Origin of the sequence: Dongia sp., from assembly GCF_041918875.1 — a bacterium.
Taxonomy (GTDB): Bacteria; Pseudomonadota; Alphaproteobacteria; order Dongiales; family Dongiaceae; genus Dongia.
Genome location: NZ_JAYRUV010000021.1, coordinates 23,676 through 50,161 on the forward strand (window position 1 = coordinate 23,676; position 26,486 = coordinate 50,161).

General features: G+C 64.2%; 20 protein-coding genes. 12 read left to right on the forward strand and 8 right to left on the reverse strand.

Going from position 1 to position 26,486, the window contains the following annotated elements:
* Window positions 1-12 precede the first annotated feature (12 nt).
* The 4 genes from ACE3TY_RS18740 (at window position 13) to ACE3TY_RS18755 (ending at window position 4,709) form a co-directional block, all read left to right on the forward strand.
* A complete protein-coding gene (locus ACE3TY_RS18740; RefSeq protein ID WP_374655809.1) occupies window positions 13-1,548 on the forward strand; it encodes an ABC transporter ATP-binding protein in 1,536 nt (511 codons plus the stop codon).
* Window positions 1,538-2,614 carry an ABC transporter permease gene (locus ACE3TY_RS18745; RefSeq protein WP_374655811.1) on the forward strand — a complete coding sequence of 359 codons (1,077 nt, stop codon included), beginning with the start codon at window positions 1,538-1,540 and terminating at the stop codon, window positions 2,612-2,614. The genes ACE3TY_RS18740 and ACE3TY_RS18745 overlap by 11 nt, the downstream gene beginning before the upstream one ends.
* Window positions 2,614-3,540 carry an ABC transporter permease gene (locus ACE3TY_RS18750; RefSeq protein ID WP_374655813.1) on the forward strand — a complete coding sequence of 309 codons (927 nt, stop codon included), beginning with the start codon at window positions 2,614-2,616 and terminating at the stop codon, window positions 3,538-3,540. The genes ACE3TY_RS18745 and ACE3TY_RS18750 overlap by 1 nt, the downstream gene beginning before the upstream one ends.
* 86 nt (window positions 3,541-3,626) lie before the next feature.
* Window positions 3,627-4,709: a BMP family ABC transporter substrate-binding protein gene (locus ACE3TY_RS18755; protein WP_374655815.1), complete on the forward strand. Its 1,083-nt coding sequence runs from the start codon at window positions 3,627-3,629 to the stop codon at window positions 4,707-4,709.
* 56 nt (window positions 4,710-4,765) lie between these two features.
* Here ACE3TY_RS18755 and ACE3TY_RS18760 read toward each other — a convergent pair whose 3' ends face one another.
* Window positions 4,766-5,689: a LysR family transcriptional regulator gene (locus tag ACE3TY_RS18760; RefSeq protein WP_374655817.1), complete on the reverse strand. Its 924-nt coding sequence runs from the start codon at window positions 5,687-5,689 to the stop codon at window positions 4,766-4,768.
* 117 nt (window positions 5,690-5,806) lie between these two features.
* Here ACE3TY_RS18760 and ACE3TY_RS18765 point away from each other — a divergent pair, with 117 nt between their 5' ends.
* Complete coding sequence (locus ACE3TY_RS18765; RefSeq protein ID WP_374655819.1) at window positions 5,807-7,009, forward strand: urate hydroxylase PuuD; 1,203 nt, start codon at window positions 5,807-5,809, stop codon at window positions 7,007-7,009.
* Complete coding sequence (gene uraD, locus ACE3TY_RS18770; RefSeq protein ID WP_374655821.1) at window positions 7,006-7,527, forward strand: 2-oxo-4-hydroxy-4-carboxy-5-ureidoimidazoline decarboxylase; 522 nt, start codon at window positions 7,006-7,008, stop codon at window positions 7,525-7,527. Before ACE3TY_RS18765 ends, uraD begins: the two co-directional genes overlap by 4 nt.
* On the opposite strand, the gene ACE3TY_RS18775 is transcribed toward uraD, so the two are convergent.
* Entirely contained in the window at window positions 7,524-9,539 is a 2,016-nt protein-coding gene (locus tag ACE3TY_RS18775) for an ATP-binding protein (RefSeq protein ID WP_374655823.1), read from the reverse strand. The genes uraD and ACE3TY_RS18775 overlap by 4 nt on opposite strands.
* A 184-nt stretch (window positions 9,540-9,723) precedes the next feature.
* On the opposite strand from ACE3TY_RS18775, the gene ACE3TY_RS18780 reads away from it, so the two are divergent.
* Both ACE3TY_RS18780 and ACE3TY_RS18785 read left to right on the forward strand, forming a co-directional pair.
* Window positions 9,724-10,527: a carbonic anhydrase gene (locus ACE3TY_RS18780; RefSeq protein ID WP_374655825.1), complete on the forward strand. Its 804-nt coding sequence runs from the start codon at window positions 9,724-9,726 to the stop codon at window positions 10,525-10,527.
* An 11-nt stretch (window positions 10,528-10,538) separates the two neighbouring features.
* Window positions 10,539-11,531, forward strand: coding sequence for a hypothetical protein (locus ACE3TY_RS18785; RefSeq protein ID WP_374655827.1), 993 nt, complete (start codon window positions 10,539-10,541; stop codon window positions 11,529-11,531).
* Window positions 11,532-11,567: 36 nt separating this feature from the next.
* On the opposite strand, the gene ACE3TY_RS18790 is transcribed toward ACE3TY_RS18785, so the two are convergent.
* The 6 genes from ACE3TY_RS18790 to ACE3TY_RS18815 all read right to left on the reverse strand — a co-directional run bounded on the left by ACE3TY_RS18790 (window position 11,568) and on the right by ACE3TY_RS18815 (window position 18,835).
* Window positions 11,568-12,296 (reverse strand): hypothetical protein, encoded by a 729-nt coding sequence (locus ACE3TY_RS18790; RefSeq protein ID WP_374655829.1) that lies wholly within the window; start codon window positions 12,294-12,296, stop codon window positions 11,568-11,570.
* A 95-nt stretch (window positions 12,297-12,391) separates the two neighbouring features.
* Window positions 12,392-12,970: a DUF882 domain-containing protein gene (locus ACE3TY_RS18795; protein ID WP_374655831.1), complete on the reverse strand. Its 579-nt coding sequence runs from the start codon at window positions 12,968-12,970 to the stop codon at window positions 12,392-12,394.
* A gap of 287 nt (window positions 12,971-13,257) precedes the next feature.
* Window positions 13,258-14,853 carry a gamma-glutamyltransferase family protein gene (locus ACE3TY_RS18800; protein ID WP_374655833.1) on the reverse strand — a complete coding sequence of 532 codons (1,596 nt, stop codon included), beginning with the start codon at window positions 14,851-14,853 and terminating at the stop codon, window positions 13,258-13,260.
* 23 nt (window positions 14,854-14,876) lie between these two features.
* A complete protein-coding gene (locus tag ACE3TY_RS18805; RefSeq protein ID WP_374655835.1) occupies window positions 14,877-16,097 on the reverse strand; it encodes a FecR domain-containing protein in 1,221 nt (406 codons plus the stop codon).
* Window positions 16,098-16,194: 97 nt separating this feature from the next.
* The gene (locus ACE3TY_RS18810) at window positions 16,195-17,418 is read right to left on the reverse strand and encodes a FecR domain-containing protein (protein ID WP_374655837.1); all 1,224 of its coding nucleotides are present in this window, start codon (window positions 17,416-17,418) and stop codon (window positions 16,195-16,197) included.
* Between the two features lie 43 nt (window positions 17,419-17,461).
* Window positions 17,462-18,835 (reverse strand): tetratricopeptide repeat protein, encoded by a 1,374-nt coding sequence (locus ACE3TY_RS18815; protein WP_374655839.1) that lies wholly within the window; start codon window positions 18,833-18,835, stop codon window positions 17,462-17,464.
* A gap of 318 nt (window positions 18,836-19,153) precedes the next feature.
* Between ACE3TY_RS18815 and ACE3TY_RS18820 the strand changes: the two genes are divergently transcribed.
* The 4 genes from ACE3TY_RS18820 (at window position 19,154) to ACE3TY_RS18835 (ending at window position 26,481) form a co-directional block, all read left to right on the forward strand.
* Window positions 19,154-21,202, forward strand: a complete 2,049-nt coding sequence (locus ACE3TY_RS18820) for a hydantoinase/oxoprolinase family protein (RefSeq protein ID WP_374655841.1) — start codon at window positions 19,154-19,156, stop codon at window positions 21,200-21,202.
* A gap of 178 nt (window positions 21,203-21,380) precedes the next feature.
* On the forward strand, window positions 21,381-23,114 hold the full coding sequence (locus ACE3TY_RS18825; protein ID WP_374655843.1) for a murein L,D-transpeptidase: 1,734 nt from the start codon (window positions 21,381-21,383) through the stop codon (window positions 23,112-23,114).
* 32 nt (window positions 23,115-23,146) lie between these two features.
* Window positions 23,147-23,719 carry a tetratricopeptide repeat protein gene (locus tag ACE3TY_RS18830; protein ID WP_374655845.1) on the forward strand — a complete coding sequence of 191 codons (573 nt, stop codon included), beginning with the start codon at window positions 23,147-23,149 and terminating at the stop codon, window positions 23,717-23,719.
* Window positions 23,720-23,817: 98 nt separating this feature from the next.
* The gene (locus ACE3TY_RS18835) at window positions 23,818-26,481 is read left to right on the forward strand and encodes a DUF2339 domain-containing protein (RefSeq protein ID WP_374655847.1); all 2,664 of its coding nucleotides are present in this window, start codon (window positions 23,818-23,820) and stop codon (window positions 26,479-26,481) included.
* Window positions 26,482-26,486: the final 5 nt, after the last annotated feature.

The window sequence follows — 26,486 nt, forward strand, 5'->3', positions numbered from 1 at the left end:
GAGCGTGCGCCAATGGCACAGCCATTGCTGCGTCTGTCCGGTATCGTCAAGCAGTTCCCGGGCTGCCTTGCCAACGATCATGTCGATCTTGCGATCATGCCGGGTGAAATCCACGCCCTGCTCGGGGAGAACGGCGCCGGCAAATCGACGCTGGTCAAGATCATCTATGGCGTGCTGCAACCCGATGCGGGCGAGATTTCCTGGCATGGCGCGAAGACGGCGATTGCAAGTCCGTCGCATGCGCGCAATCTCGGCATCGGCATGGTGTTTCAGCATTTCTCGCTGTTCGAGGCGCTGACGGTCGCCGAGAACATCGCGCTCGGCATCAACGACAAGAAGCTGCGCAAGGACCTCGCGCACCGCATCGTCGACGTGTCGCAGGCCTACGGGCTGCCGCTCGATCCCAATCGTGCAGTGCATGATCTTTCGGTCGGTGAAAGGCAGCGTATCGAGATCGTGCGCTGTCTGCTGCAGGATCCAAAGCTGCTCATCATGGATGAGCCGACCTCGGTCCTGACGCCGCAGGAGGTGGAGAAACTGTTCGAGACGCTGCGGCGCCTCGCCGGCGAAGGCTGTGCCATTCTCTATATCAGTCACAAGCTCGACGAAATCCGCGCGCTGTGCGAGCGGGCGACCATCATGCGTCTGGGCCGTGTCGTCGCCGAATGCGATCCGCGCCGGGAAAGCGCCAGGAAACTGGCAGAGCTGATGATCGGCACTTCGCTGAAGGCACCGATCCATGGCCGGCAGGCCGACGAGAGCGCCGCAACGCGGCTCGACGTGCGCAATCTCTCGGTCAAATCGGACCAGCAATTCGGCACGGATCTCAAGGATATCGGTTTTGCGGTGCGGGCCGGCGAAATCCTCGGCATCGGCGGCATCGCCGGCAATGGCCAGAACGAATTGATGGCGGCTCTCTCGGGCGAAACCTTGTCTCCGGCCGCCGGGACGATTTCCCTCGACGGGGTCGCGGTGGGCAAGCTGGGGCCGGATGGGCGCCGCGCATCGGGCGGCTGCTTCGTGCCGGAAGAACGCAACGGCCACGGCGCAGTGCGCGATATGACGCTGGCCGAGAATGCGCTGCTCTCCGGCTATCGCCGCCGCGGGCTGGTGCAGGTGGGCGTCATCGATGACAGCCGCACCACGAGTTTTGCCGGCGAGGTGATCAAGGGCTTCGATGTGCGCACAACTGGCCCCAAGGCCGAGGCGCGCTCGCTTTCCGGCGGCAATCTGCAGAAGTTCATTGTCGGGCGCGAGATCCTGCAAAAGCCCGCCGTGCTCGTCGTCGCCCAGCCGACCTGGGGCGTCGATGCCGGCGCCGCCGCCGCCATTCACCAGGCCCTGCTGGATCTGGCCGCGCAAGGGGCCGCCATCGTCGTCATTTCCCAGGATCTTGACGAGATCATGGCCATTGCCGACCGCATCGCCGTCATTGCCGGCGGCCGTCTGTCGCCGGCCATGCCGGTGGGCTCGGTCACGGTCGAGGAGATCGGCCGCCTGATGGGGGGCATCGCGGTGCCGCCAGCGGAGGCCGCCCATGCGTCTTGAGGTCATACCGCGCGGCGAAAGATCGAAACTCTGGACCTATGCCTCGCCGGCCCTGGCCATTCTGCTCACACTCGGCACGGCGGCAATCATCTTCCTGCTCCTCGGCAAGGATCCGCTGGAAGCGTTGCGCGTGATGTGGATCGATCCGCTGCTGACCAAGCGCGGCTTTTCCGAACTTTTCGTCAAGGCGGCGCCCTTGGTCATGATCGCCGTCGGCCTGTCGCTGGGCTTTCGCGCCAATGTCTGGAACATCGGCGCCGAAGGGCAGTATGTCATGGGCGCCATCTTCGCCACGGGCGTGGCGCTCTATTTCTACGATGTCGAAAGTTTCCCGGTCTGGGTGCTGATGATCCCGGCCGGCATCCTCGGCGGCATGTTCTGGGGCGCCATCCCGGCATTCCTGAAAACGCGCTTCAATGCCAGCGAGATTCTCACCAGCCTGATGCTGACTTATGTGGCGAGCCTCGCCTTGCTCTACCTTGTCGTGGGGCCGTGGAAGGATCCGGAAGGCTACGGCTTCCCGCAATCGCGCCTGCTTACCGCGGCGGCAAGCTCGCCGCACCTCATTCCCGGGACGCGCATTCATGTGGGGGTGCTGATGGCCATCGTCATTGTCGGCATCGGCTGGTTCCTGCTCTCCAAATCGCTGCTGGGCTTCAAGCTGAAGGTGGCGGGGCAGGCGCCGCGCGCCGCCGCTTATGCAGGTTTCTCGACCAAGTCGCTCACCTGGCTTTCGATGCTGGTGGGCGGAGGGCTTTCGGGCCTCGCCGGCATGTTCGAGGTGGCGGGGCCGATCGGCCAGCTGACGCCGGCACTCCCGACCGGCTACGGTTTCACCGCCATCATCGTCGCCTTCCTTGGGCGCCTGCATCCGGTGGGGGTTCTTTTCGGCGGCCTCGTGCTGGCGCTCTCCTATCTCGGCGGCGAGAAAGCGCAGATCGCCTTGGGCCTGCCGGCGGCGGTCACCAAGATCAACCAGGGCATCCTGCTCTTCTATCTTCTCGCCTGCGATCTCCTCATCCGCTATCGCGTGGCGATCGTCAGCCCGGCACGGGGCGCCGTGTGATGGACAGTGTCGTCTTCACGTCGGTGGTCCTTTCGGTCATCTCCGCTTCGACCCCGCTGCTGCTGGCGGCGACCGGCGAACTGGTGACGGAGAAATCCGGCGTCCTCAATCTCGGCGTCGAAGGCATGATGCTGGTGGGCGCCGTGATCGGCTTTGCCGTGACCCTCAGCACAGGCAGCGCGCTGGTCGGTATCGTGGCCGCCGCCGTCGCGGGCGCTTCGATGGCGCTGATCTTCTCGATCCTCACCTTGACCTTCCTGGCCAACCAGGTGGCGACGGGCCTGGCGCTCACCATCTTCGGCATCGGGCTTGCCGCGATGATGGGTGCGGCCTATGTCGGCCAGCCTGTCGAGCGGCTGCCGGCGCTCAATATACCGTTCCTTACCGGCCTGCCGGTCATCGGCCGCATTCTGTTCGGCCAGGACGGGCTGGTCTATTTTTCCTTTGTCGCACTCGGCGGCACGATCTGGTTCCTGTTTCACTCCCATGCCGGGCTGGTGCTGCGCGCGGTGGGGGATTCGGCCGATGCCGCCCATGCCATCGGCTACCCCGTTATCGCCATCCGCTATGGGGCGGCACTCTTCGGCGGGGCGATGAGCGGGCTTGGCGGGGCGTATCTGTCGCTCAGCTACACGCCGATGTGGGCGGAGGACATGACCGCCGGGCGCGGCTGGATCGCGCTGGCCCTGGTGGTCTTCGCCACATGGCGGCCGTTGCGGCTGCTGCTCGGCGCCTATCTCTTCGGCGGCATCACCATCCTGCAGTTTCACGTCCAGACCATGGGCCTCGGCATTCCGGCGCAGATGGTTTCGATGCTGCCCTATCTTGCCACCATCGCCGTGCTGGTGGTCATTTCCACCGACCGTTCCAAGATTCGGCTGAATGCCCCGGCCTGCCTGGGGCGGCCTTTCCACGTCACCGGATAGTCCGGCGCCGATCACGCGGAATTTGATGGTCTTTCCGTCCCGTTCCGATCCAGTATTCGCCATTCAAAAAAGAGGAGGCATCCGATATGTCGATTAAACGCAGAACCTTCCTAAAGACGGCCGGTGCGGGCCTGGCCGCCGGCGCCTTGCCGCTCGTCCCCGGGCGGGCGCGTGCCGATGAGTTCAAGGCCGGCTATATCTATGTCGGCCCGATCGGCGATTTCGGCTGGTCCTATCAGCACGATCAGGGCCGCCTTGCCGCCGACAAGGCGCTCGGCATCAAATCGACCTATGTCGAGAAGGTGCCGGAAGGGGCCGATGCCGAACGTGTCATCCGCGAGCTTGCCGATACCGGCCACGGCATCATCTTCACCACCTCGTTCGGCTTCATGGACGCGACGCTCAAGGTCGCCCGCGACTATCCGGACGTGAAGTTCGAACATGCGACCGGCTACAAGCGCGCCGACAATGTCGCCACCTACAACATCCGCTTCTATGAGGGCCGCTATATCCAGGGCGTCATCGCCGGCAAGATGTCGCAGGCCGGAATCGTCGGCTATATCGGCTCGATCCCGATCCCCGAAGTCATCATGGGCATGAACGCCTTCATCCTGGGCATGCGCACGGTCAACCCGAACGCCAAGCTGAAGCAGGTCTTCATCAATTCCTGGTACGATCCGGGCAAGGAAGCGGATGCCGCCAAGGCGCTGCTGGACCAGGGCGCAGACATCATGGCGCAGCACACGGATTCGCCGGCGCCGCTGCAGGTCGCGGCGGAACGGGGCCTCAAGGGCTTCGGCCAGGCTTCGGACATGATCAAGTTCGCACCCAATGCCCAGCTCACCTCCTCGATCGACCATTGGGACGGCTATTACACCGAGCGCTGCAAGGCGGCGATGGACGGCAGCTGGAAGAGCGAGGATGTCTGGCACGGTCTCGACACCGGCATGCTGAAGATGGCCGAATACGCCAACATGCCGGACGATGTGAAGAAGCTGGCGATGGAAACCGAAGAGGCCATCAAGACCGGCAAGCTCACCATCTTCAAGGGGCCGATCAGCGCCCAGGACGGTAGCCCGAAAGTGGCGGACGGCCAGATGCTCAACGATGGCGAAATCGCCGGCATGAACTGGCTCGCCGAAGGCGTCGAAGGCGATCTGCCGAAGTGAGCGGACCTGTTTGAAAGGAGCCCCGCCGGCCGGAGTGGTTGGCGGGGCTCTTTTCGTCAGATTCTCGCCTTCAACTCGCGCTCCCAGACTGGCTTCGGCCCGAAAATCTCCACCAGGAAATCGATGAAGGCGCGCACGCGTGTCGGCACATGGGCGCCGTGCGGATAGAGGGCGTGAATGGCGTCGGAGACCGGGGGATAGCCGCTCAGCACGATTTTCAGCTGCCCTTCGTTGAGATAGTCGACGATTTCCCAGACCGACTTCAGCGCCAGACCGTGGCCGGCGAGGCACCAGTCGAGCAGGACTTCGCTATTGTCGCTGTCCATGTTGCCGGCGACGCGCAGGAGCTGCGGCCCATCGGGTGTGTTCAAGGTCCAGCGATATTGCTTCGATCCCGGAAAGCGCAGCAGCAGGCAATTGTGCTCCAGCAGATCTTCCGGCGTTTGCGGCGTTCCGCGCGCTTCGAGATAGGCAGGTGCCGCCACGATGACACGCCGGTCGGTGGCGAGGTTACGCACGATCGCCGACGAGTCCTCCAGCACGCCGACACGGATGGCAAGGTCGATGCGTTCCTGGATGAGGTCGGAGAAGCGGTCGGTGAGCTGCAGCCGCACCTGCATCTGCGGATAGCGGGCGAGGAATGCCCCCATATGCGGTGCCACATAGCGGCGCCCGAACGCCACCGGCAATGAAACCTTGATGGGGCCGCGCGGCTCGTCGGTGCGTTGGGAGAGCAGGTTTTCGACCTGCTCCAATTCGTTGAGGATGGAGAGGCAATGCTGATAGAAGGCCGCCCCTTCCTCGGTCGGATTGACCCGGCGGGTGGTGCGATTGAGGAGCCGGGCGTTGAGATCGCCTTCCAGCCGGGCAATCCGGTTGGAGACGACCGCCGGGGAAAGGCGCAGGTCGCGGCCGGCCGCCGACAGGCTGCCCAATTCGACCACCCGGGCGAAGATGGCAAGATCCTCGGTATGCGGCATGGCACCCTATTTTATCCGGTTTCTTGAAGATCATTATCCATGGGAACCGGTCTGGCAAGGTCGGCGGGGCCAAGGGAGCTTTGTTATCCTGCCTTTTCCCACGGGATGGAGCGCCGCATGGACCCGATCTTGGCCGAATGGCTGAGCCTCGCCATACGCTGGGTCCATGTGATGACGGGCATCATGTGGATCGGCACCTCGTTCTTCTTCATCTGGCTCGATGCCAGCCTGCGCCATTACGCAGCGCCCAAGCCCGGGATCGCCGGGGAAAGCTGGCTGGTGCATGGCGGCGGTTTCTATGCGGTGGAGAAGTTCCTGGTGGCGCCGGGGTCGATGCCACAGGAACTGCACTGGTTCAAATACGAGGCCTATTTCACATGGGTTTCGGGGTTCCTGCTACTGGCGCTCATTTATTACTACGGCGCCGAGCAGAACCTGATCGACCCGTCGGTGAGCGATCTCGGCGCCGGCCAGGCGATCCTCGTCAGCCTGGGTCTCCTTGCCGGCGGCTGGGTTCTATACGACGTTCTCTGCCGCTGCCCGATCGGGCGCAGCACGGGTGCCTTGGCGGTCGGCGTTTTTCTTCTGGTGGCGCTTGCCGCTTACGTCTCGACGGAACTGTTCAGCGGGCGGGCCGCCTATCTGCATGTCGGCGCCTTCATCGGCACGATGATGGCGGCCAATGTCTTCATGATCATCATCCCGAACCAGAAGAAGGTCGTGAAGGCATTGCTGGCGGGCGAGGCGCCGGACCCGGCCTTGGGCAAGCAGGCCAAACAGCGCTCGCTGCACAACAATTACCTGACCCTGCCGGTCGTCCTCATGATGATCAGCAATCACTATCCGATCATGTACGAGAGCGCCTATCGCTGGCTCTTCGTCATGGGCGCCGTGACCTTAAGTGGCTTGCTCCGCGCCTATGCCAATGCCCGGCATGCGGGAGTTAAGATTGCCAAGGTCGATTATCTGCTGGTGATCGCCACCGGGCTAGGCCTCGTCCTCTCCGCGTTGCCGGCGTTGAAGAACGGGCCCGAAATCGCCGTCGGCCGCGAGGTCGATCTGGTCGAGGCCGCTGCCATCATCCAGCAGCGTTGCCTCGCCTGCCACTCCGCGACGCCCACCGATGCCTTCTTCAAGGCGCCGCCCAAGGGTATCGCCTTCGACAGCGCTGCGGACATCCGCCGCTATGCGCCGATGATCGCCCGCGTCGCCGTGGAGACCAGGATGATGCCGCTGCGGAACCAGACCGGCATGACGGATGAGGAACGTGCATTGCTCGGCGCCTGGATCGCCGGCGCCGCGACACATGGAGCGGAATGATCATGCGCTTCCAGCAAGCACCGCACCTTCTGGCCCGCGCTGATTTCGTCGCCCTGTTCGGCCGTGTTTACGAACATTCCCCCTGGATCGCCGAGGCCATGTTCGCGCGCGGCGTGGGGCCCGAGCATGAATCGCTCGATATCCTCGCCGCCGCCATGCGCGCCATTGTGGAAGCCGGTGGAGAAGCCAGGCAACTGGCATTGCTGAAAGCGCATCCCGACCTTGCCGGAAAGCTCGCGGTGGCGGGCGACCTTACCGCCGAATCGCACGGCGAGCAGGCCGGTGCCGGGCTCGACCGGTGTTCGCCGGCCGAGTTTGCGCGCTTTCAGGAACTCAACCGGCTCTACACGGCACGCTTCGGTTTCCCGTTCATCCTGGCCGTCAGGGGTAAGACGCGCGGCGAGATTCTGGCGGCCTTCGAAGCGCGCGCGAACAACGATGCGGCGCATGAGTTGCGTACCGCCCTCGACCAGGTGCACCGGATCGCCTATCTGCGTCTTCGGGATATGTGCGGTTAGAGTTTCGACAGGAGGGTCGAAAGTGCCGCTTCCTGCTCGGCGGAGGGCATGATGATCGGGTCCGGTTTGGCCGCGGGGATCGCCGGGCCATGTAGGATGGCGACATCCCTGCCGCAGGTCTGGCGCAGTGCCAGCGATAACAGCTTGGCGTCGATCGGCTTCGAAACATAAGCCGACATGCCGGCACTCAGATAGCGTTCGCGGTCGCCAGCCATGGCGTTGGCGGTCAGCGCGATGATCGGCAGTGTCAGGTAGCCGCCGCCCAGATTGCGGATTTCGCGTGTCGCCATGATGCCGTCCATATTAGGCATCTGCACATCCATCAAGACGGCGTCGAACGCGCCGCGCTGCACAGCCGCCACGGCCTCGACACCGTCCCCGGCAAGCTCGATTTCATGGCCGACGGCTTCCAGCATGGCGCAGATGACTTTCTGATTTATCAGATTGTCCTCGGCCACCAGGAGGCGCAGGCGGCGATCGCCAGGATGGTCCAGCAGGGCCTGATCCTTGATGCGGAACCTGCTCGTCGCTTCCGGCACGGTGTCCGCTTCCCTGAGCTTCAAGCGCATCCAGAAATTGGAGCCTTGCCCAGGCTGCGAGTCGACGCCGACGGAACCGCCCATCAGTTGCATCAGCTCGCGGCAGATCGCCAGACCAAGCCCGGTACCGCCATAGCGGCGTGTCATCGACGCATCGGCTTGGGTGAATTTCTGGAACAGGCGCGACTGCACATCCTTCTCGATGCCGATACCCGTGTCGCACACGACGATCTCGAGGTCCCAGTATCTGTGTTCCTGCGGGACTGCGTCGACCTTCACCAGGATACTGCCCTTGTGGGTGAATTTGACGGCATTGCCGAGAAAGTTCGCCAGCACCTGCGCGATGCGGGCGGAATCGCCGTACAGCGCCGACGGCACATGCGGCGCGATTTCGTACCTGAGTTCCAGCTGTTTGGATAAAGCTGACGGCCGCCAAAGGGCAATCAGATCGTCGATGAGGTCGGTGACCGAGAAGGGCGCCATGTTGAGGTCGAGCCTTCCGGCTTCGATCTTCGAGATATCGAGGATGTCGTTGAGGATCGACAGGAGCCCGCGCGCCGAGCTTTCCAAGGTCAGCAGCTTTTCCTGCTGATCGGCATCGAGCGCCGTGTTCTTCAGCATATGCACCATGCCGATGACGCCGTTCATCGGCGTGCGGATTTCATGGCTCATCGAGGCGAGGAACTCCGACTTGATGCGGTTGGCGGTATCGGCGACATCGCGCGCTTTTCTAAGATCCTGGTTGAGAACGGCGAGTTCCTCGCTGCGCCGCGTCAACGCTTCCTCGGCCAGGCGCCGTTCGATGGCATTGCTACGGAACACTTCGAGGGCCCGCGCCATGCGGCCGATTTCGTCGGTGCGGTCGGTATAGGGCACCAGCGAGTTGAGATTGCCGGCCGAGAAGCGCTGCATCAGCAGCGTCATGCGGTCGAGCGGCCTGCTGACGAGATGCAATGCCAAGAGCGTAAGGCCGAGCAGGACGATGGCCAGCGCGCCGTTGGTAACGAGGAGCGAGCGCAGATAGGCGGCGCGAGCGCTCTCCAGCAGGTCTTTCGAGAGCGTCACGCTGATCGTGCCGACCGGGCGGCTCTCGACCAGGATATCCGCGTGCCCCTCGACCGTCCCGCCGGCCGCGGGCGGTCCCGCATGGCCGCCATCGGACGCCGCGTCGACAGCGATGAATTCAAGCCCGCTCGATTCGCGAATCACGGCACGGGCGAATCCGCCGATGACGCGCATCGCCCGCAGCTGGCCCTTGGCGGCCTCGCGATCATATTCCCACACGGCATTGGCGACGGCGCCGGCATAGAGCAAGGCCAGATTGTCGGCACTGTCCTGCAGCGCCGCCGATTGCCGGTCCACGAAACGGCTGTCTTCCAGAACCACATAGGCGGCCTGAATCGCCAGGATGACGACGGCCAATGCCAGCACCACCCTGGTCTTCAGCCCGAAGCCTCGCCAGCGTCCATTCATCAGCGGAGAATGGGCCAAACGCGGTTAACAGAAAATGTATTTTGACGGCTCCCCGCGACGAAACGCCGGTTATTTCTCCAATGACCGCCGCTGGCGGGCGCTGCAGGACAAAAGAGCCAGGGGGAAACGGCCTTGGGGCGAATCGAACGGCTTGGCTACAGTTCGCGAAACAGGGGATTTGCCGATGACTGGCCGTTCGTTGAGCCGCCGCTCTTTGCTTGGAAAAATGACCGCGGGGTCGCTGGCGATCGGTGCCGGCATCGCCGGGTTCGGTTGGGCCTGGCCGCGCCTGGGGCGGGCCGAGGAGGCTCCGCACTGGACCTATGAAGGACATGGCGGGCCGGAACATTGGGGAGATCTTTCCCCGGATTTCGGCGTTTGCAGCAGCGGTCAGCGGCAATCGCCGATCGACCTGGCCGGTGCGGGGCTGGACGAAACCGCCGACCTGAGCCTCGCCTGGCAGCCTTACGCCGCCAATGTCGAGAATAACGGGCATACCCTGCAGGTTGCCGCGAGGGAGGGGACGGAGAGCGCGCTTACCCTCGGTGGCAAGACGTATGCCTTTCTGCAGTTCCATTTTCACCATCCCAGCGAGCATGCCGTAGCCGGCGGCCGGTGGCCGCTCGAGGTGCACATGGTGCACAAGAGCGCGGCGGGCGATCTGGCCGTGGTCGGCATCTTCTTTCGCCCTGGCCGCGAAAACGACGTTCTTGGCGCCGTTCTGGCGCAGGCGCCGGGCAGCAAGGGCAAGGGACCGATGGCGCGCCCGGTCGATATGAGCCGGTTCCAGCCCGCCTCCGCCGCGACCTACCGCTATGCCGGGTCGCTCACCACCCCGCCTTGCAGCGAGATCGTCAGCTGGATCGTGTTCCGGGAACCCGTCGAGGCATCCGTCGGCCAGATCGAAAGCTTCGCCCGCCTGTTCCCGATGAATGCGCGTCCGTTGCAGCAAGGCTTCCAGCGCGGCATCGCGTTGGACCTGTTCTGAGGAGGCCGGATATGCAACGCCATTTGGCAGCCGGGATTTCGGCCATCGCCTTGCTGGCCCTGAACGCTTGCGGCACCGCCAAGCCGGTCGAGGAACAGGCTGCCGCAACGCCGCCGATCCCCGACGAGGCTGCATCGCCCGCGCTCGATCCGCGCTTTGCCGGCATCTGGTATGTCAGCGGCGTGTTCCCGGCGGCATCGGTGCGGGCCAGCATAGCCGATCCGCATCTGGGTGCGGCGCTCGCCATCGGCGAAGGCGAAGTGAGCGACGTCAACGGCCAGCGCTGCATCGCACCCGGCTTTGCCGGCGACCAGGTCGATGCAGCCGCGATCGGCCTGAAGGGCGGCGAGGGTCCATGGGATCGGCTCGTCGTCACCTGCGATGGCAAGACCTTCGCCACCTATCTGCGCCTGCCGGACCGCGCCGGCGAGGGCCCGGCTCTGATGCAGCAGCGGCAGGAAGGGCTCTATCTCCTCGAACAGGCAGCGTCCCTGCAGCACCGCAGTCCCAGCGAAACGGCGGAAGCGGCGCGGCCGGCCGGCAAACCGATCGCCGCCCATGCAATGCCCGCCGCCGAAGGCCATGCCGCCGAGGTGCCCGCGACCGAGACGGCCCACGCGGCGCCGGTCGAACTGGCGCCAAAGGTCGAGCCGGCACCGAAGGCCGAGGTTCTTGCCCCGATACCCGAGGGACCTGTCGCCGAGACCCATGCCGAGCCGGCTGCCAAAGCTCATTCGGCCGGTGCGCCCGCAAACCTGCCGGCGCCCGGCACGGCGCTGCATCTGGCCTCCTACAAAGGGCAGAGCGCCGCCAAGCGCGGCTGGAAAATCCTGCTGGGCGAATATGACGAGCTGGACCCGCTCTCGCCGCTTTACGTGACGGTCGACGTGCCGGGCAAGGGCGAGGTCATCCGGCTCTATGCGACGGGCGCGGAACCTGCCGAGATCGGCCGTATCTGCGCAGCCCTGAAGGCCAAGAAGGTCTACTGCGCCCTCAACCCTTGATTCCGGCCCTGTGAAGCAACACCCCAGTGTTTCCCTTCAGGGCTTTCCGGGGTCGATGACTTCGTCGGCGGCATCGTAGAGGGCGATTTCACTGAGGTCTTCCAATTGCGCGGCGCTGCTTCTTGCGGCCTCGTCGAGTTCAGCGTCGATGGTTTCGTCCTCGGCTTCCAGCTGCGGCTCGCTCTCCAACTCCATTTCGAGCGCCGGCTCGGGTTCCGGATCGTCCACCTCCGCTTCCAACCCGGTTCCGGCCTCCGGTTCGATTTCCGCCGCCGGTTCAGTCTCCACCTCGGGCTCGGCCGGCATGTCGGCGGGGGCTTCCGCCGTGAGCGGCGTGTCCCACGCGGTGTCGCCGGCGGCCGGTGCGGCGGCAGCTGGCGCTGTATCGACCAGGGCCGCCACATTCTCCTCGAGCTGCTGCATCACGCTGGTGAGCGAGGATTTCCGCCGCCCTTCGATGATTTCCAGCAGGGTCATGACCATGCTGCGCAGCTCGCCATTCTCCTTGGCTAGACGTTCGGCGCGCGAGGCCTCGCCAGTGGCCTGCTCGGCCCGGGCCAAGGCGCGTTCCAGATCGGTTTCAAGCAAGCCGATGCGGCTCTTGGCGCTTTCCAGTTCCGATCCTTGCCGGGCGAGGGAACCTTCGACGATGCGGGCGAGGTCGTTGAGGCGCAGCTCGACCTTCTGGGCGAAATCGACATCGCTGGCGAGGCGATCGCGTGCCGCCGCCACACGTGCCTTGAGGTCGTCAAGTTCGTCGCTCATTCCCACCTCTGACAAACGAAAGGCCCGCATCAATGATGTGATGCGGGCCGCCCGGTGTCGAGGAAAAAGGCTTCCCCGGTGCCCATTCGCCGGAATTACCAGGAGCGGACGCGTCCGGTATCGACGTGCACGAAATCCGATTTGGGATAGAAGCCGACGCCGCCGACCTTCATCGCCATGGCGTCGAGGCGCAGGTCGGCAAGTTTCACATCGCGCAGGCGGATGTCGATCGCCTTGCCCTGCATATGCATGCTCTTCTTGGCGACGCCGTTGCTGGCCGAAGCGAGCTTGGCATTGCTGGCGGGGCTCCGATAGCCGGAGATGATCTCGAACGGCTTCTTGCTGTCGGTGCGGCGGTGCAGCGCCGTAAGCAGGTCGAACAGTTTGATATCCATCGCGAAGACATCGCCGCTGCGGTGATCGCGCAGGATGTAGTTGATGTCGTCCACCGCGGCCCGGTCATAGGTGCCGTTCTGCCAATAGGTGGCTTTCAGGATTTCGTTGGTATGGGTGTTGAAGAAACCGAGGGTGCGGCTGTCATTGGCGGTCGATTTTGCCATGACGGCACGGGGCAGGAAGGTGAGGGCGCCGGCGCCGGCAATGCCGGCACTCAGACCCAGACCGAGGAAGGAACGACGGCCGAGGGTCTTTGCCGTTTCGTGACGTGATGACATCTCTTTCCAATCTCCCTAGGCGCCCGGAACGCCTCCGGAGGCCACTTTGCTCGCGTTGCTAGGTAAGACCGGCGCGAATCGTCCCCACGATCTCCACGCCATAGACCCGGTCGGACCGGGTTTCTCCTCACAAAATTGAAATTATCCCCAATAACCGCCCGGCTTTGGACACCGGTATGCGCCAAAGCTGACACAGCCTTGCTGCAAATGCAAAGTAAAATATACGAAATCGCCCCATCCCATTGGATTCTCTTGGAAATCGAGGAGTGGGGAGGGACGAGGCGATATCAATAACCCAGGGCGCAGCCATCCTTGCGAGGGTCGGAGCCGGCGACGAGAATCCCCTTTTGCCAGTCGATCCAGATGGCCTGCCCACCCCCCAGCGGATCCTCGGCGGCCTGCACCCGGTGCCCTTTGGCGGCCAGCGCCGCGACGGTGGCTGCCGGAATGCCGGATTCCACGCTCAGGATCCCGTCATCGTAGAAGGCACGCGGAGTATCGAGGGCCTCCTGCGGGTCCATGCCATAATCCAACATATTCGTCAGCGCATGCACCTGGCCGACCGGCTGGTAGTCGCCGCCCATCACGCCGTAGGGCATCACCGCCTTGCCGTCCTTGGTAACCATGGCCGGAATGATGGTGTGCATCGAGCGCTTGCCCGGTCCAATGCAATTGGGGTGCGCGGCATCGACCACGAAGCAGGCGCCGCGGTTCTGCATCAGCACGCCGGATTTGGCCGCCATGCGGCCACTGCCGAACCCGTAATAGACCGAGTTGATGAAGCTCACCGCATTGCGGTCCTTGTCGACCACGGTGAGGTAGATCGTGTCCGGATGCTTGGGGAACTTGCCGATGGAGCCGAGATCGAGCGCTTTGTCGGGCGCGATGAGATTGGCCAGCGCCTCCGCATGCGAAGAGGAAAGCAGGCCGCTGACCGAAACCCTGGCAAAGGCGGGGTCGGCGATATGGGCGTTACGTTCGCGGTAGGCGAGCTTGGCCGCTTCGAGCTGCAGGTGAAAGCGATCCGCACTCAGCGGATCGCTGCCGGATTTGCCGGCACCGTAGGCGCTGAGGATGTTGAGCATCAGGAGCGCCGTGAGGCCCTGGCCCGGCGGCGGGCACTCCCACAATTCGACGCCCCTATATTCAGTGGCGATCGGCTTCACGTAATCGCCTTTGTGGCGCGCGAAATCCTCGACCGTATGCAGGCCGCCCAGTGCCTGCATGGAGGCAGCCATATCCTCGGCGACCCAGCCCTCATAGAAGCCGGCGGCGCCCTTGGCCGCGATTTCGCGCATCGTCTTGCCCAGCAGCGGAAGACGCACTCTGTCGCCGATCCTTGGCGCCTTGCCGCCGATCAGGTAGCTGCCGGCAGCGGGCTTGTCGGCACGCAGCTTCTCTTCCTCCTGCGCCCAGTCATAGGCGACGCGCGGGGCGACGGGGAAGCCGTTCTCGGCATAGTGGATGGCTGGCCGCAGCAGCTTGTCGATCCCGAACCTGCCGTGATCGGCAGCCAGCCGGCACCAGGCATCGATGGCACCGGGAATGGTGACCGCATGGATCGAATCCGGGGCGATTTCGGTAAGCCCGCGTTCCTTGAAATAGCCGAATTCGGCCTTCATGGGCGCGGCGCCGTTGCCGTTATAGGCGAGGATGTCGCCGCCGCCGCCCTTGGAGAGCAGCACGAAGCAATCGCCGCCGATGCCGGTCATCGCCGGTTCGACAACCGCCAGCACGGCCGAGGCGGTGATCGCCGCATCCATTGCGGTGCCGCCTTCCCGGAGGCATGCGATCGCCGCCGCGGTGGCAAGGGGATGCGAGGTCGCGGCGGCACCATCGCTCGCGTAAATGGGCGAACGGCCGGGCTTGTGGAAATCACGCATGATAAGGTCCTGGAAGGTTGGGATCAGGGAACGGCCGGCGCATTGCCGGCGCCGGTGGAGACGGGTGCTGTGCCGGCGCCGTCCTCGTCATACCCGAAGCTGCTGCTGATATTGTCCCGGGTGATGGTGTAGCTGAAGTCGAACGTGGCATTCGGATTGGAAGCGCTGGACAACAGGGCGCCCGGGACCGAGCCGGATTCATTGAGGCTCAGCCCCTGCTCGAACGGACTTTTCAGCAGCGGTATCTCGGATACGAAACCCTCATCGGTATGATCGATCTTCAGCGTGCCGTCGAAGCTGCGGGCGGCCAGGTCGAGCGTGTAGGTGAGGTAATAGTCGCCATCCCCGGAGCCGCCGGAAAAACCGATAGCGCCGCTGGCATAGTTGATCGATCCGATCGGCATGTTGCTGGTGGCTTCGAAGACACCGTTGTCGTTCAACGGGTTGGCATCCTCGAAGTCGCGCTGATTGACGACAAGCGGGTTGCCTTCCTGGGTCGGCTGGCCGGATTGTCCAAGAATGCCGCCGGCATTCGGCCGGAAACCGCCGGCAAGAGCAGCGGCCGCGTCCACTGGTACGAAGAGGTCGGCAAAGCGTCGGTCGATTTCATCCGTCATCTCGCGCGGCTCGCTGATCGCGCCATCGGCCCCGATCTCGACATAATAGCCGGCCCGCTTCAGAACGACTTCGCCCTTGGAGGATTTCAGCGTGACGGTGCTTGGCTTCTTGCCGGCAGTATTGGCATCGCCGGTTCCGGCGAGCGCCACAACGCAGGTTGCCGCACAAGAGCCGATCACGGTGGTGCCGCGGATCGTCAGCACGGCATTGGGCAAGGCCAGCGACGTTCCATCCGGATTCTGTCGCGCGATCGCGCCGGTCACCAGGCGGAAGGCGCCCTTGGCGATGCTGGCGTTGAGGGCATTGGCATTGGTGTTGGCCGGGTCGTAGACGAATTCGTCGATGGTGAGAGCCGCCTGCGGGCCCAGCGTGATGGCGGACTCGTCCAGCAGCATGATCTGCATGCGGGAATCGGCGCCCGTCGTGATGCCGTCCCCCATCACCAGCCCGTCGCCGGACGCAACCGCCATGGGGGTGGCGATCTGCTTGGCGGGCGAGACGAGATCGACCTGGCCGGATACCGCCCCGGCGATGCCCGCGGGATCGCCAAGTTCCGCCATGGCAAGGCCGGGGGCGAACGACGCCGCGACGGTTGCGCAGGCCACGAATTGTCTTGCCGATCGCATGCGTTTCATCTCCTGGGATACGGAGGGTACAGCATCGCTCGAATGGCACGCCTCCCGCAAGCCCCGTCGTATTTCTGGCGTGGCCTTCCTCGGGCAGTCACGGGAAAGTCGGTGCCACGCCGGCACCCACCGAAGGCAATGTGCCGCCGCTGCCATCCGCGTCATATTGAACGACGGCACCGATATTGTTCGGGCCAATGACATAATTGATCTTGAACGTGTCGTTGGCGGCGGTTGGGTCGAGAACGAATCCGCTTTCGACCAGATGGAAGCCTTCTTCGAAGGGGCTCACCAGCAGCGGAATGGTCGTCGTGAAGGTGCCGCTTGTGCAGGTCGCGCAATTGAGCAGCAGATTCCCGTCGAAGCTGCGCTCAGCCAGGTTGATCGTATAGTCGATCCCGTAATTCCCGCCACCGGAGGGGCCTGCGAATGCGATGGGCACGGTGTTGGTATAGTAGCGGACTTGCTGTACCGGAAGATTCGACGTTGCCTCGAACATATCGTTGCCGTCGAGATGGTCGGCCATCTCGAAATCGTGCTGGTCTCGGGCAAGCGGGCGGCCTTCCTGGGTCGGCTGGCCCGAAGCCGCCAGGATGGCACGGCCATCGGGTCCGAACCGGCGTTCGCCGGACCCCAATCCTTCCGCGTTTGCCGGCAGGAACAGGCCGGCGAAATTGCGCTCGACGGCTTCCGTCAATTGTTGCGGTTGGCTGATCGATCCATCCGCGCCGATTTCAACGAAATAGCCGGCGCGCTTCAATGTCACTTCGCCCTTGTGGGTCTTCAGCGTCGCTTCGCTGGGCTTCTTGCCAACGGTATTGGCCTCGCCGCTGCCCGACAATGCAACGAAGCAGGTGGCGGCACAGGCGCCGATGATGGTGGTGCCGCGAATGGTGAGAACGGCATTGGGTAGATTGAGCGTCGTCCCATCGGGGTTGGACCGCGCGATGGCGCCGGTGACGACGCGAAAAACGCCCTTGGCGATGCTGGCGCCCAGCGCATTGGCACTGGTATTGGCCGGATCGAAAACGAATTCGTCGATAGTGAGTGCCGCATCCGGGCCCAGGGTGATAGCCGATTCGTCCAGCAACATGATCTGCAGGCGCGAGTCCGTGCCGGTCGAAATGCCGTCTCCCATGACGATGCCGTCGCCGGAGGCGATGGCAATTGGTGTCGCAATCCGCTTGGCCGGGGAGGTCAGCCCGACATCCCCGCTGACGGCGCCGGCGATTCCTGCCGGCGTGCCGATTTCTGCCTGCGCCCCGATCGGCGCGAGGCTGGCGAACAAGCCAGCGAACAGGGCCTTTGGTAACCGGTTCATGGCATTCTCTCCCTTGGGTGAGGATTCAAGAAACCGCTTCGAGCTAGAACTCCCAGCGTTTGCTGATGGTCAGGCCACCGCGCGCATTGTCGTATTCGTAGTTCGTGATGTTCGAATCCGCGCGGTAATATTCGCCGTAGACGGAAACCGTCAGGCCGTCCAGCGCGGTCGGCCATTCCTCGGCGCCCAGCAGGGTCTGCACCGGAACGCCCAGCGTCATGCGGGCGCGATAGATCCAGTCGTCGCGTCCGGTCTCGCCGGTGATCGGGTCGGCCATGTCGTAATTGTCGTATTCGCCGAACAGATCTGTCATCAGGAAGGCTCCGCCGCCGATCAGCCAGGTATGGTTGATATTGAGCCGCTCGCCGACATAGCTCTCCCAGTCGGAATCGGAATTGAAGCCGTGATGCGTTGCGCTGACGGTCAGGCGATGATCCGTTCCGATATAGAAATCCGCGCCGACCGTGATGCCGACATCGCCGCCCGACTGCAATTCGCCGGCCGGGTAAAGCGTCGTGTTGTGATAGTCGATCCAGTTCATGTCGCCGCGCAGCCACAGATTGACCGGATCGTTTACGCGCAGATCGGCACGGATGCTGGCGCCGACGCTGTCGATATAGCTGTCGCCGCCCAGGAAAAGATGATCGTAGGTGATGACCGGCGTCAGGAAGATGGCGCCGAACTCGAAACGCCCGCCCGCCTGGGCCGAAAGATCGATTGTGTCGAAATCGTCGAGCTGGAATTGATCCGCGCCATAGGCGCTTGCCGAGGCGAAGAGCGTGTTCCGGTTCTGAGTTGCCAGATCGTGCTCGATACCGAAGCGGACCAGGCCGGTGAGGCTGTGATCGTCCTCCTTGCGGCCGTCCGCGGTCAGGTCGAACGTGCCGAGAAACGTGCGTACCTGGCCGGAATTCGGGGCGCCCGACCGGTTCGTATCGTACTGATAGCCGACGCTCGTCAACAGCGTCATGCGTGTGTGCTGGTCGCGCCTTTCCAGCTCGGCGGCATAGCGTTCGATGCCGCGCCGCAGATCGGGGTCGAGCTCGAGTGTCAGCAGATCGGCGAATTCCTTCTGAGCTTCCCTGAGATTGTCGAGGCGGTAGAGAACGATCGCGCGCAGGGCGCGGATATTCGGCTCCCTGGGTGCCAGCAGGATCAGGCGATCGAGCGTTGCCGAAGCGCCGAGCAGATCGGATTTGCGGATCTGGCTGATGGCATAGAGATAGGAAAGCTCGATATTGTCGGGATCGGCCAGGATCTGGTCATAGGTTACCGATCTGCTGTCGGGAAGGCCGTCGCCGGTTTCGGCACCTGCCGGCGCGGCACCGGCCATGGCGACAATGAGATTGAGAATTCCGGCGAAACCGGCTGCAAGAGCCGGCGGTAGAACCCTGCCTTGCGGGCGAGCGCGCGTCATCAGGCCATCCCCTACTAGTGGCGCAATCGATCAATACGATCCGGCCGGCTCGTCCCCCTCCGCCCGAATCGCTGCATTGGAAATATCGAGACGCACTCTACGCGTTCGTCCGTCCGGCTGCACCCGCATCTTGGCCGTTCCGGCGCGGTAGCCTGGTGGACACGGCAATTCACGCGGCCGTTGCAAAAACGGCCTGAATTGGCGAATTTGCGCCGCCCCGTGGCTTGACCGGGCCTTCGCCTTCGCGCCATATCCAAGGCATAACTGAGCAATCCACTCAACTATGCGCCCATCAACCGTATCACGAGAGGATCGATCGTGCCCATTCTGCTTGGCCTGGATACCGGCGGCACTTATACCGACGCCGTCTTGTTCGATCAGGCGCGGATCGCGGCGCATGCCGATGGCCACGTCCATGGGGGTGTGCTGGCGACGGCAAAATCCCTGACGACCAAGCATGATCTGGCGATCGGCCTCAAGGGTGCCATCGAAGCGGTGCTGCCGGGACTGCCCGAAGGGACGAAACCGGCGGATATCGCGCTGGTCTCGATGTCGACGACGCTTGCCACGAATGCCATTGTCGAAGGCCATGGCGCGCCGATCTGCCTCATTCTGCTCGGCTATGACGTCAAATCCCTGGAACGCGCCGGCTTGAAGCAGGCCCTGGGCCTGGACCCGGTCGTTTTCGTCGCCGGCGGTCATAAGCCGACGGGCGACGAGCAGGCGCCGCTCGATATCGAAACGGTCCGCTCGGCGATCCTGGCGCATGCGCCCAAGGTCGCGGCCTTTGCCGTCTCCGGCTATTTCTCGGTGCGCAATCCGGCGCATGAGATCGCCGTGCGCCAGATGATCCGCGACCTTACGGACAAGCCGGTGAGTTGCGGCCATGAGCTGACATCCAAGCTCGACGCGCCGCGCCGCGCGCTCACCGTGGCCTTGAACGCCCGGCTCATTCCGCAATTGCAGCAGCTCATCCGCGCGGTGAGCGGCCTGCTGGCACAGCAAGGCATCAAGGCCCCGCTGATGGTGGTGAAGGGCGACGGCTCGCTCATCGATCAGCAGGTCGCTCTGACCTGTCCCGTGGAAACGATTCTGTCGGGCCCCGCGGCCAGCCTTGTGGGAGCGCGGCATCTTTCCGGGGCCGATACGGTCATGGTCTCCGACATGGGCGGCACCACGACCGATATCGCCATGCTGCGCGCGGGACGGCCAGTGCTCAACAAGGAAGGCGCCGTGGTCGGCGGCTGGCGCACGATGGTCGAGGCCGTTGCGGTCCACACTTACGGATTGGGTGGCGACAGCGAGGTGCGCGTCGACGAGCATCACGGCTTCATGGTGGGACCGCGCCGCGTCGTGGCGCTCAGCCTTCTTGCCCACCTATATCCAAGGGTGCTCGATACATTGAAGGCGCAGTTTGCCTCGGAAGAGATGATGGCCTATCGCGGGCAGTTCGCCTTGCGCCAACGCCCGCTCGACACCGGCGCCGAAGGCTTGAGCGATGGCCAGATGAAGGTCTGGGACGCTTTGGCGGACGGGCCAGTGGCGCTGGCCGACCTCATCTTCAGCCCGGCCATCGGCCGCAATCTCGCGCGGCTGGTCGACCGTGGTCTTGTTATCATCGCCGGCCTTACGCCTTCCGATGCCGCCCATGTGCTGGGCCGTCAGACCAGCTGGTGCGTCGAGGCGGCCGAAATCGGCGCGGAACTATTCCTGCGCCGGGCGCCGCATGCCGGCTGGGTGCCGCCCGCCGACGGCAAGGCATTGGCCGGGGCGATCGTCGAGCAGGTCGTGCTGCAGTCCGGCCGCGTCATTCTCGAAACCTCGATCGCCGAACAGGCTGGCATCGATCATCATCACTGGGGCACGCTTGGCCGCTATTTGGTCGACCGGTCATTGAGCGCCGCGCAGGATTCGACGGCGCTCATCGACGTGGCCCTGAAACTGAACTTTCCGCTGGTTGCGATCGGCGCGCCGGTCGGCTCCTATTACGGCGAGATCGCGCGGCGCCTGCGCACCGAACTGATCATCCCGCCCCATGCCGACGTATCCAACGCGGTGGGCGCTGTAGCCGGCGGCGTCATGCAGCGCGTGGCGATCACCATCACCCAGCCGACGGAGGGAATCTTCCGCGCTCACCTCCCCGGCGGGTTGAAGGATTTCGTCGATCTGGAGGCGGCGGTGGCCTTCGCCCGGGAGACGGCCGCAGCCGAGGCCGGCGCGCTCGCCAAGAGGGCAGGGGCCAGCGATATCGAGCTGACCCATGAACGGGACGATAAAGTGTTCGAGCAACCGGGCGGGCTCCGAATCTTCATGGAATCGCTCGTGGCCGTAACCGCTTTCGGCCGGCCGGCTTTGGCGCAGGAGTAATTTCCGCCTCGCCACCTGTGCGCGGCATCACATCTCCGGTTTCGCGCACTTGTCGCGCGTGAGGCGCATCACAAGGTCGCGGGGCTGGTGCTGACGCCCCGTTCCTGCTCATATATAGCAGGGGACGACAAGCAGCGGGAAAGACCCGCCTGCATGACGTAAGCGGGATGAAAGCATCATGACGCGTTGGATCAAATCATTGCATTCGGCCTCTTTTCTGGCCATCGCGCTGGCGCTCGGCGTAAGCCAGCCGGCCTGGGCCGAACGCCCGGACGAATATCAGTCCCATCAGCCGGCCCCTGCAGCGACGCCAGCCACGGCGCCGGCCTTGTCGCATATCGCCGGTCTCGACGAAGCGCTGATGGCGCTGGCCAAGGAGCCGCTGTTCGACGGCGTGCCGGTCGACTGGGCCGGTCTCCTCAACTTCTATGCCGAAAATGGCGGCCTTGCCCTGTTCACCACGCCAACCGGCCTTTCGCCGCTCGGCCAGCAATTTCAGGCCCGGCTGCCGCAGGCTGTGAACGCCGGTCTGCTATTGCCAAGCCCGGTCCAGCTAGCAGTCGCCTCGATCGCAATCCCGAACTCGCCCGAAACACAGGCGCGGGCGGAAGCGCTGCTCTCCGCGGCCTATATCGGCGTCGCGGTCGATGCCACGACCAGCCTTGGCGAATCCGACGAGCATGGCGCCTTGGCAATGGACCAGGTCAGCGACGTCCAGGATAAGGGCGTCGAGGGCATCGCAACGCTGCTCGACGAACAATTGCCGGCCTACTACCGTTTCTGGGCGCTGGCCAACTATCTGCCCAGGCAGGTGGCCTTTCTGGAACAGGGCGGCTGGCCGAGTGTCCCCAGCGTCAAGAAGCTGGAGCCCGGCAACAGCAACGCCGCCGTGAGTGCGATCCGTGCCCGTCTCAGCGTGACCGGCGAGCTTGCCGCCGCCGACATGGCGACGGGCGATGTCTACGACCCCAAGCTGGCGGCCGCGGTGGAACTGTTCCAGCGCAATCACGGCCTCAACGACGATGGCGTCATCGGTGGCCGGACCATCGAGGAGATGAACGTTTCGGCCGAGGATCGGGTGCGCCAGATCCTGCTCAATATGGAGCGCATGCGCGAGGAAGGGCCGAAGTTCGAGGCGCGCCATCTCATCGCCAACATTCCCTCGCAGGAAGTGAAGGTGATCGAGGACGGCAAGGTGACCTTCTACACCAAGGCCATCTTCGGCAAGCTTGAGCGCAAATCGCCGACTCTTTCCTCCGTCATCCACACGGTGAAGCTCAATCCCGACTGGACCGCGCCGGCCAAGATCGCCGCCATCGACGAAGTGAAGCGCGAGCGCGCCAATCCGGGCTTTCTCGAGGCCAAGGGCTTCACCATCTATGACCGCAGCGGCAATGTGGTGAGCCCCTATGCGATCGACTGGCATGAGGTTGGGCCCGGCAACTTCCCCTACACGCTGAAGCAGGCGCCCGGGCCGGAGAATGCGCTGGGCCCGGTCAAGTTCGACTTTCCCAACGACCATGCCGTGTTCCTGCATGGGACGCCGACGGTGAAGCTGTTCGAGAAGCAGGACCGCTTCTTCAGTTCCGGTTGCGTGCGCACCCAGCAGCCGGTCGATCTTGCCAAGTTCCTGCTCAAGGACGATGCAGAATGGCCGGCCGAGCGCATCGACGCGGTGCTGAAAACGGCAAAGACCACGTTGGTGAAGCTCAAGAACCCGCTTCCCGTTCATATCACTTACATGACCGCCTGGGTCGATGAAGCCGGCATCATGCAGTTCCGCAAGGATGCCTATCGCTACGACGACCTGCCCAGCCTGCCCAGCACCATCACCCAAGCGCTGGTCGCCTCGAACGCAGCGCCGGCTGTGGCGCCGGGCAAGCCGGAGATGCACGAGGCGCGCGGCAAATGACCGGGCAAATAGCTGGGCAAATGATTGGGCGGATGGCAATACTTGCCGCGCTGGTTCTGCTGACCTGTCTCGCGCCGTCGGCCCAGGCCGACGGCGTGGCCGGTCTCAAGGCCTATGAAGCCGGCGACTACGCGACGGCGCTGAAGGAGTTCATGCCGCTGGCCGAGGCGGGGCAGGCTTCAGCGCAGGCCGCCATCGGCCAGATGTATCTCGACGGTCACGGCGTGCCCAAGGACCCGGTACAGGCCGCGAGCTGGCTGGAAAAGGCGGCCGGCGGCGGCAATGCCCGCGCCCGCGCCCAGATCGGTGCGCTCTACGCAACCGGAACCGGCGTGCCGCAGGACGAGATGAAGGCGTCCTACTGGCTGCTCCGGGCCGCCAACCAGAATGTTCGCCAGTCGCAGCGTTTCATGGCCCTGCGCTTCTATGCCGGGCAGGGTGTGCCGAAGGATCTGGCGCAAAGCTTTCTCTATGCCGCTTTGTGCGCGAGGCAAGGCGATCCGGAAGGCCAAGCGCTGATGAACCAGCTGGCGACGGAAATGACGCCGGAGGAGCAGGCCCGCGCCCAGGCCCTGCTGCAGGCCTGGCAGCCCAGCAACAACTGATTCCCCGTTTGTGAATCGCTCTCGCATTGCCGGCGCCGCATCCATCGCGGCGCCGTGCTAATCTGGCGCTCATCAATAGTCCCGCGAAGGTATCTGTCATGGACGAGGTTCTCTGGGTCCTGCTCGGATTGATCGGCACCCTGCTCGGTGGAATTGCCGTGCTGGTGATGCCGTTCGTCTCCTTCGTCTCCTGGCGCCGCGGCCTCCGCCTCGAACGCGAACTGGCGGGCTTGCGCCAGGAAGTGGCATGGTTGAAGAAGCAGGCGGCGGGCGACACACCACCCGTCACGACAATCGTGGCGCCCGAGATTCCCGTCGAAGTTCCGATCGAAATCCCGCCGGCCGTACCGGATGAAATCCAGCCGCAGGTGACGGCTGCCGCGCCGACAGTCTTCATCGAGGAAGAGGTGTCCATAGCCGAAGAGGCTGCCGCGCCGACGCCGCAGGTATCGGAACCGCCAGCGCCGAAGGATTTCGAGGGGCGTCTCGGTGGGCGCATCTATGGCTGGCTCGGCGGCGTGGCTCTGGCCTTTGCCGGCATCTTCCTGGTGAAATATTCGATCGAGCAGGGCTGGCTGTCGCCGGCGGTGCGGGTCAGCCTCGGCATCCTTTTCGGCTTCGTTCTGCTGGGCGTCGCGCAATGGATGCGCACGCAATCCAACAATCTGGGCCAGGCGCTGACGGCGGCTTCAGTGGCCGTGCTTTATGCCAGCCTCTTTTCGGCGACGGCACTCTATGACCTCATACCCGCGTCGCTTGCCTTCGTCACCCTGGCGGCGCTGACCTTTGCCGCCATCGCCCTGGCTCTGCGTGAAGGCCCCTTCGTCGCGATGATCGGCTTTGCCGGCGGTTTCCTGACGCCGCTCTTCGTCTCGACGGGCGAATCCAATCTGCCGGTTCTCTTCGGCTTCCTCTATCTGCTGCAGCTGGGTGGCCTCGTCCTGCTGCACAAGCGCGGCTGGTGGTATCAGGCGGCGATCGCCGATGGCGGCGGGCTGCTTTGGGCGGCGTTCGCCATCACGACATTGGATGGCGATCCCACGGTCGGCGGCCTCTACGCCATCCCGCTCTTCCTCATCGCGACCTCCTGGACGGCGATCTGGGCCTTGGAATCGCGCGGCGGCGCCGTCCGCTCGGTCGAGATGGTCTGGACCACGCGCGGCACCTCGCTGGCGTGTTTTGCGCTGATGGCGCTGCATCTCGCCAGCGCCGACTACCAGCCGATCGACTGGGGCTTCGCGCTGCTTATTGCGGGAACGCATCTCGCCGCCGCCCGGCGCTGGACCGCCGAAGATCTGCCGGCCTATATCGGCACCGCGATCCTCATCGCCGCCTATGCCTTGTGGCCGGCGCAGAGTTGGGATCACGAGACCGCGTCGATCATCGACCGCAGCAGTGAAATGATCGTAGCCGGCCTCATCTTCGGCGGCGCGCTGCTTTTCGGCGGCTGGTATTTCGCGCATGGTGCCAAGTACCCGACACGCTGGGCGGCACTCTCCACGCTGGGCTCCGGCTTCATCTTCGGCGGCGCCTATTGGCAGCTGCGCGAGCATCAATATCTGCTCTCCTGGCCGATCCTTGCCGTGGGTCTCGCCGCCATTCATCTGGGTCTGGCACAGCGCCTGGATCATCTGCGGCGCCGGGATGCGCATTATGTCGGCGCCTTCGCCCTGCATTGTCTCGCCGTGTCCGGTTTCATCGCCATCGCCATTCCGATGCAGCTCGAAAATTCCTGGATCGCGGTCGCCTGGTCGTTTGAACTGCCGCTCATCGCCTGGATCGCCAACCGGCTCGACATTCCCTGGCTGCGCCGGGCCATCTGGGCCGGGATGGCGCTCATCCTGGGCGGCATCTGGTTCTCCGGCTTTCCGGCTGGCGATACGCTCATCTTCAACTGGCTGCTCTACGGCATGGGCATCCCGCTTGCCAGCTTCATCGTCACGGCCTATCTCCTCACCGAGACGATGGAGCAGAAGCTGCGCCGCGCCTTGCAGATATTCGCGGCGGCCCTCGGCTTCGGCTTGCTGGGGCTCGAGGTCGACCATTTCTATGCGCATCTCGATGTGCCCGACGCGGATTTCATCTCGCACGGCGTGCAGGCCATCGCCTGGTTCATTGCCGCGCATCTGCTGCTGTTCATCGGCGATCGGCGCAGATCGCCGGTGCTTCACGACGCGGCTCTGGTCGTGGCCGGCATCGCCGCGCTGTGGCTGCTGGTGTTCCCGCTCATCTTCGAGCATCCGCTCTTCAACTACATCTATGTCGGCGCGACGCCGATCTTCAATCGCATCTCACTGATCTACGGCGTGCCTTGCCTGCTGCTGCTTGCCTTCGCCGGCACGCTCATGCGGCGGACCGACCTTGGCCAGAAGGGGCAGATCGGCTATCGCATCGCCGGAGTCTACGGCCTCTTCCTCGGCTTCGTCTGCGTCAGCCTCATCGTGCGCCAACTCGCCCATGGCGAAATCATCGCCGTTTCGCTCTTTGGCGGCCGCAGCGTCACCGATGCCGAGCTTTACGGCTATTCAGCGGCCTGGACGCTTTATGGCGTGGCACTCCTCGGCCTTGGCGTGAAGATGCGCTCCCAGGCGCTGCGCTATGCCTCGGCCGTCGTCGTGCTGCTGACGGTGCTCAAGGCCGGCCTCGCCGACGCATCCGATCTCACCGGCCTCTACCGTGTCGCGAGCTTCCTCGGCCTCGGTGTCGCCCTCATCGGCATCGGCTATCTCTATCAGCGGATTCTGTTCAAGTCGAAGACGTAAGCGGG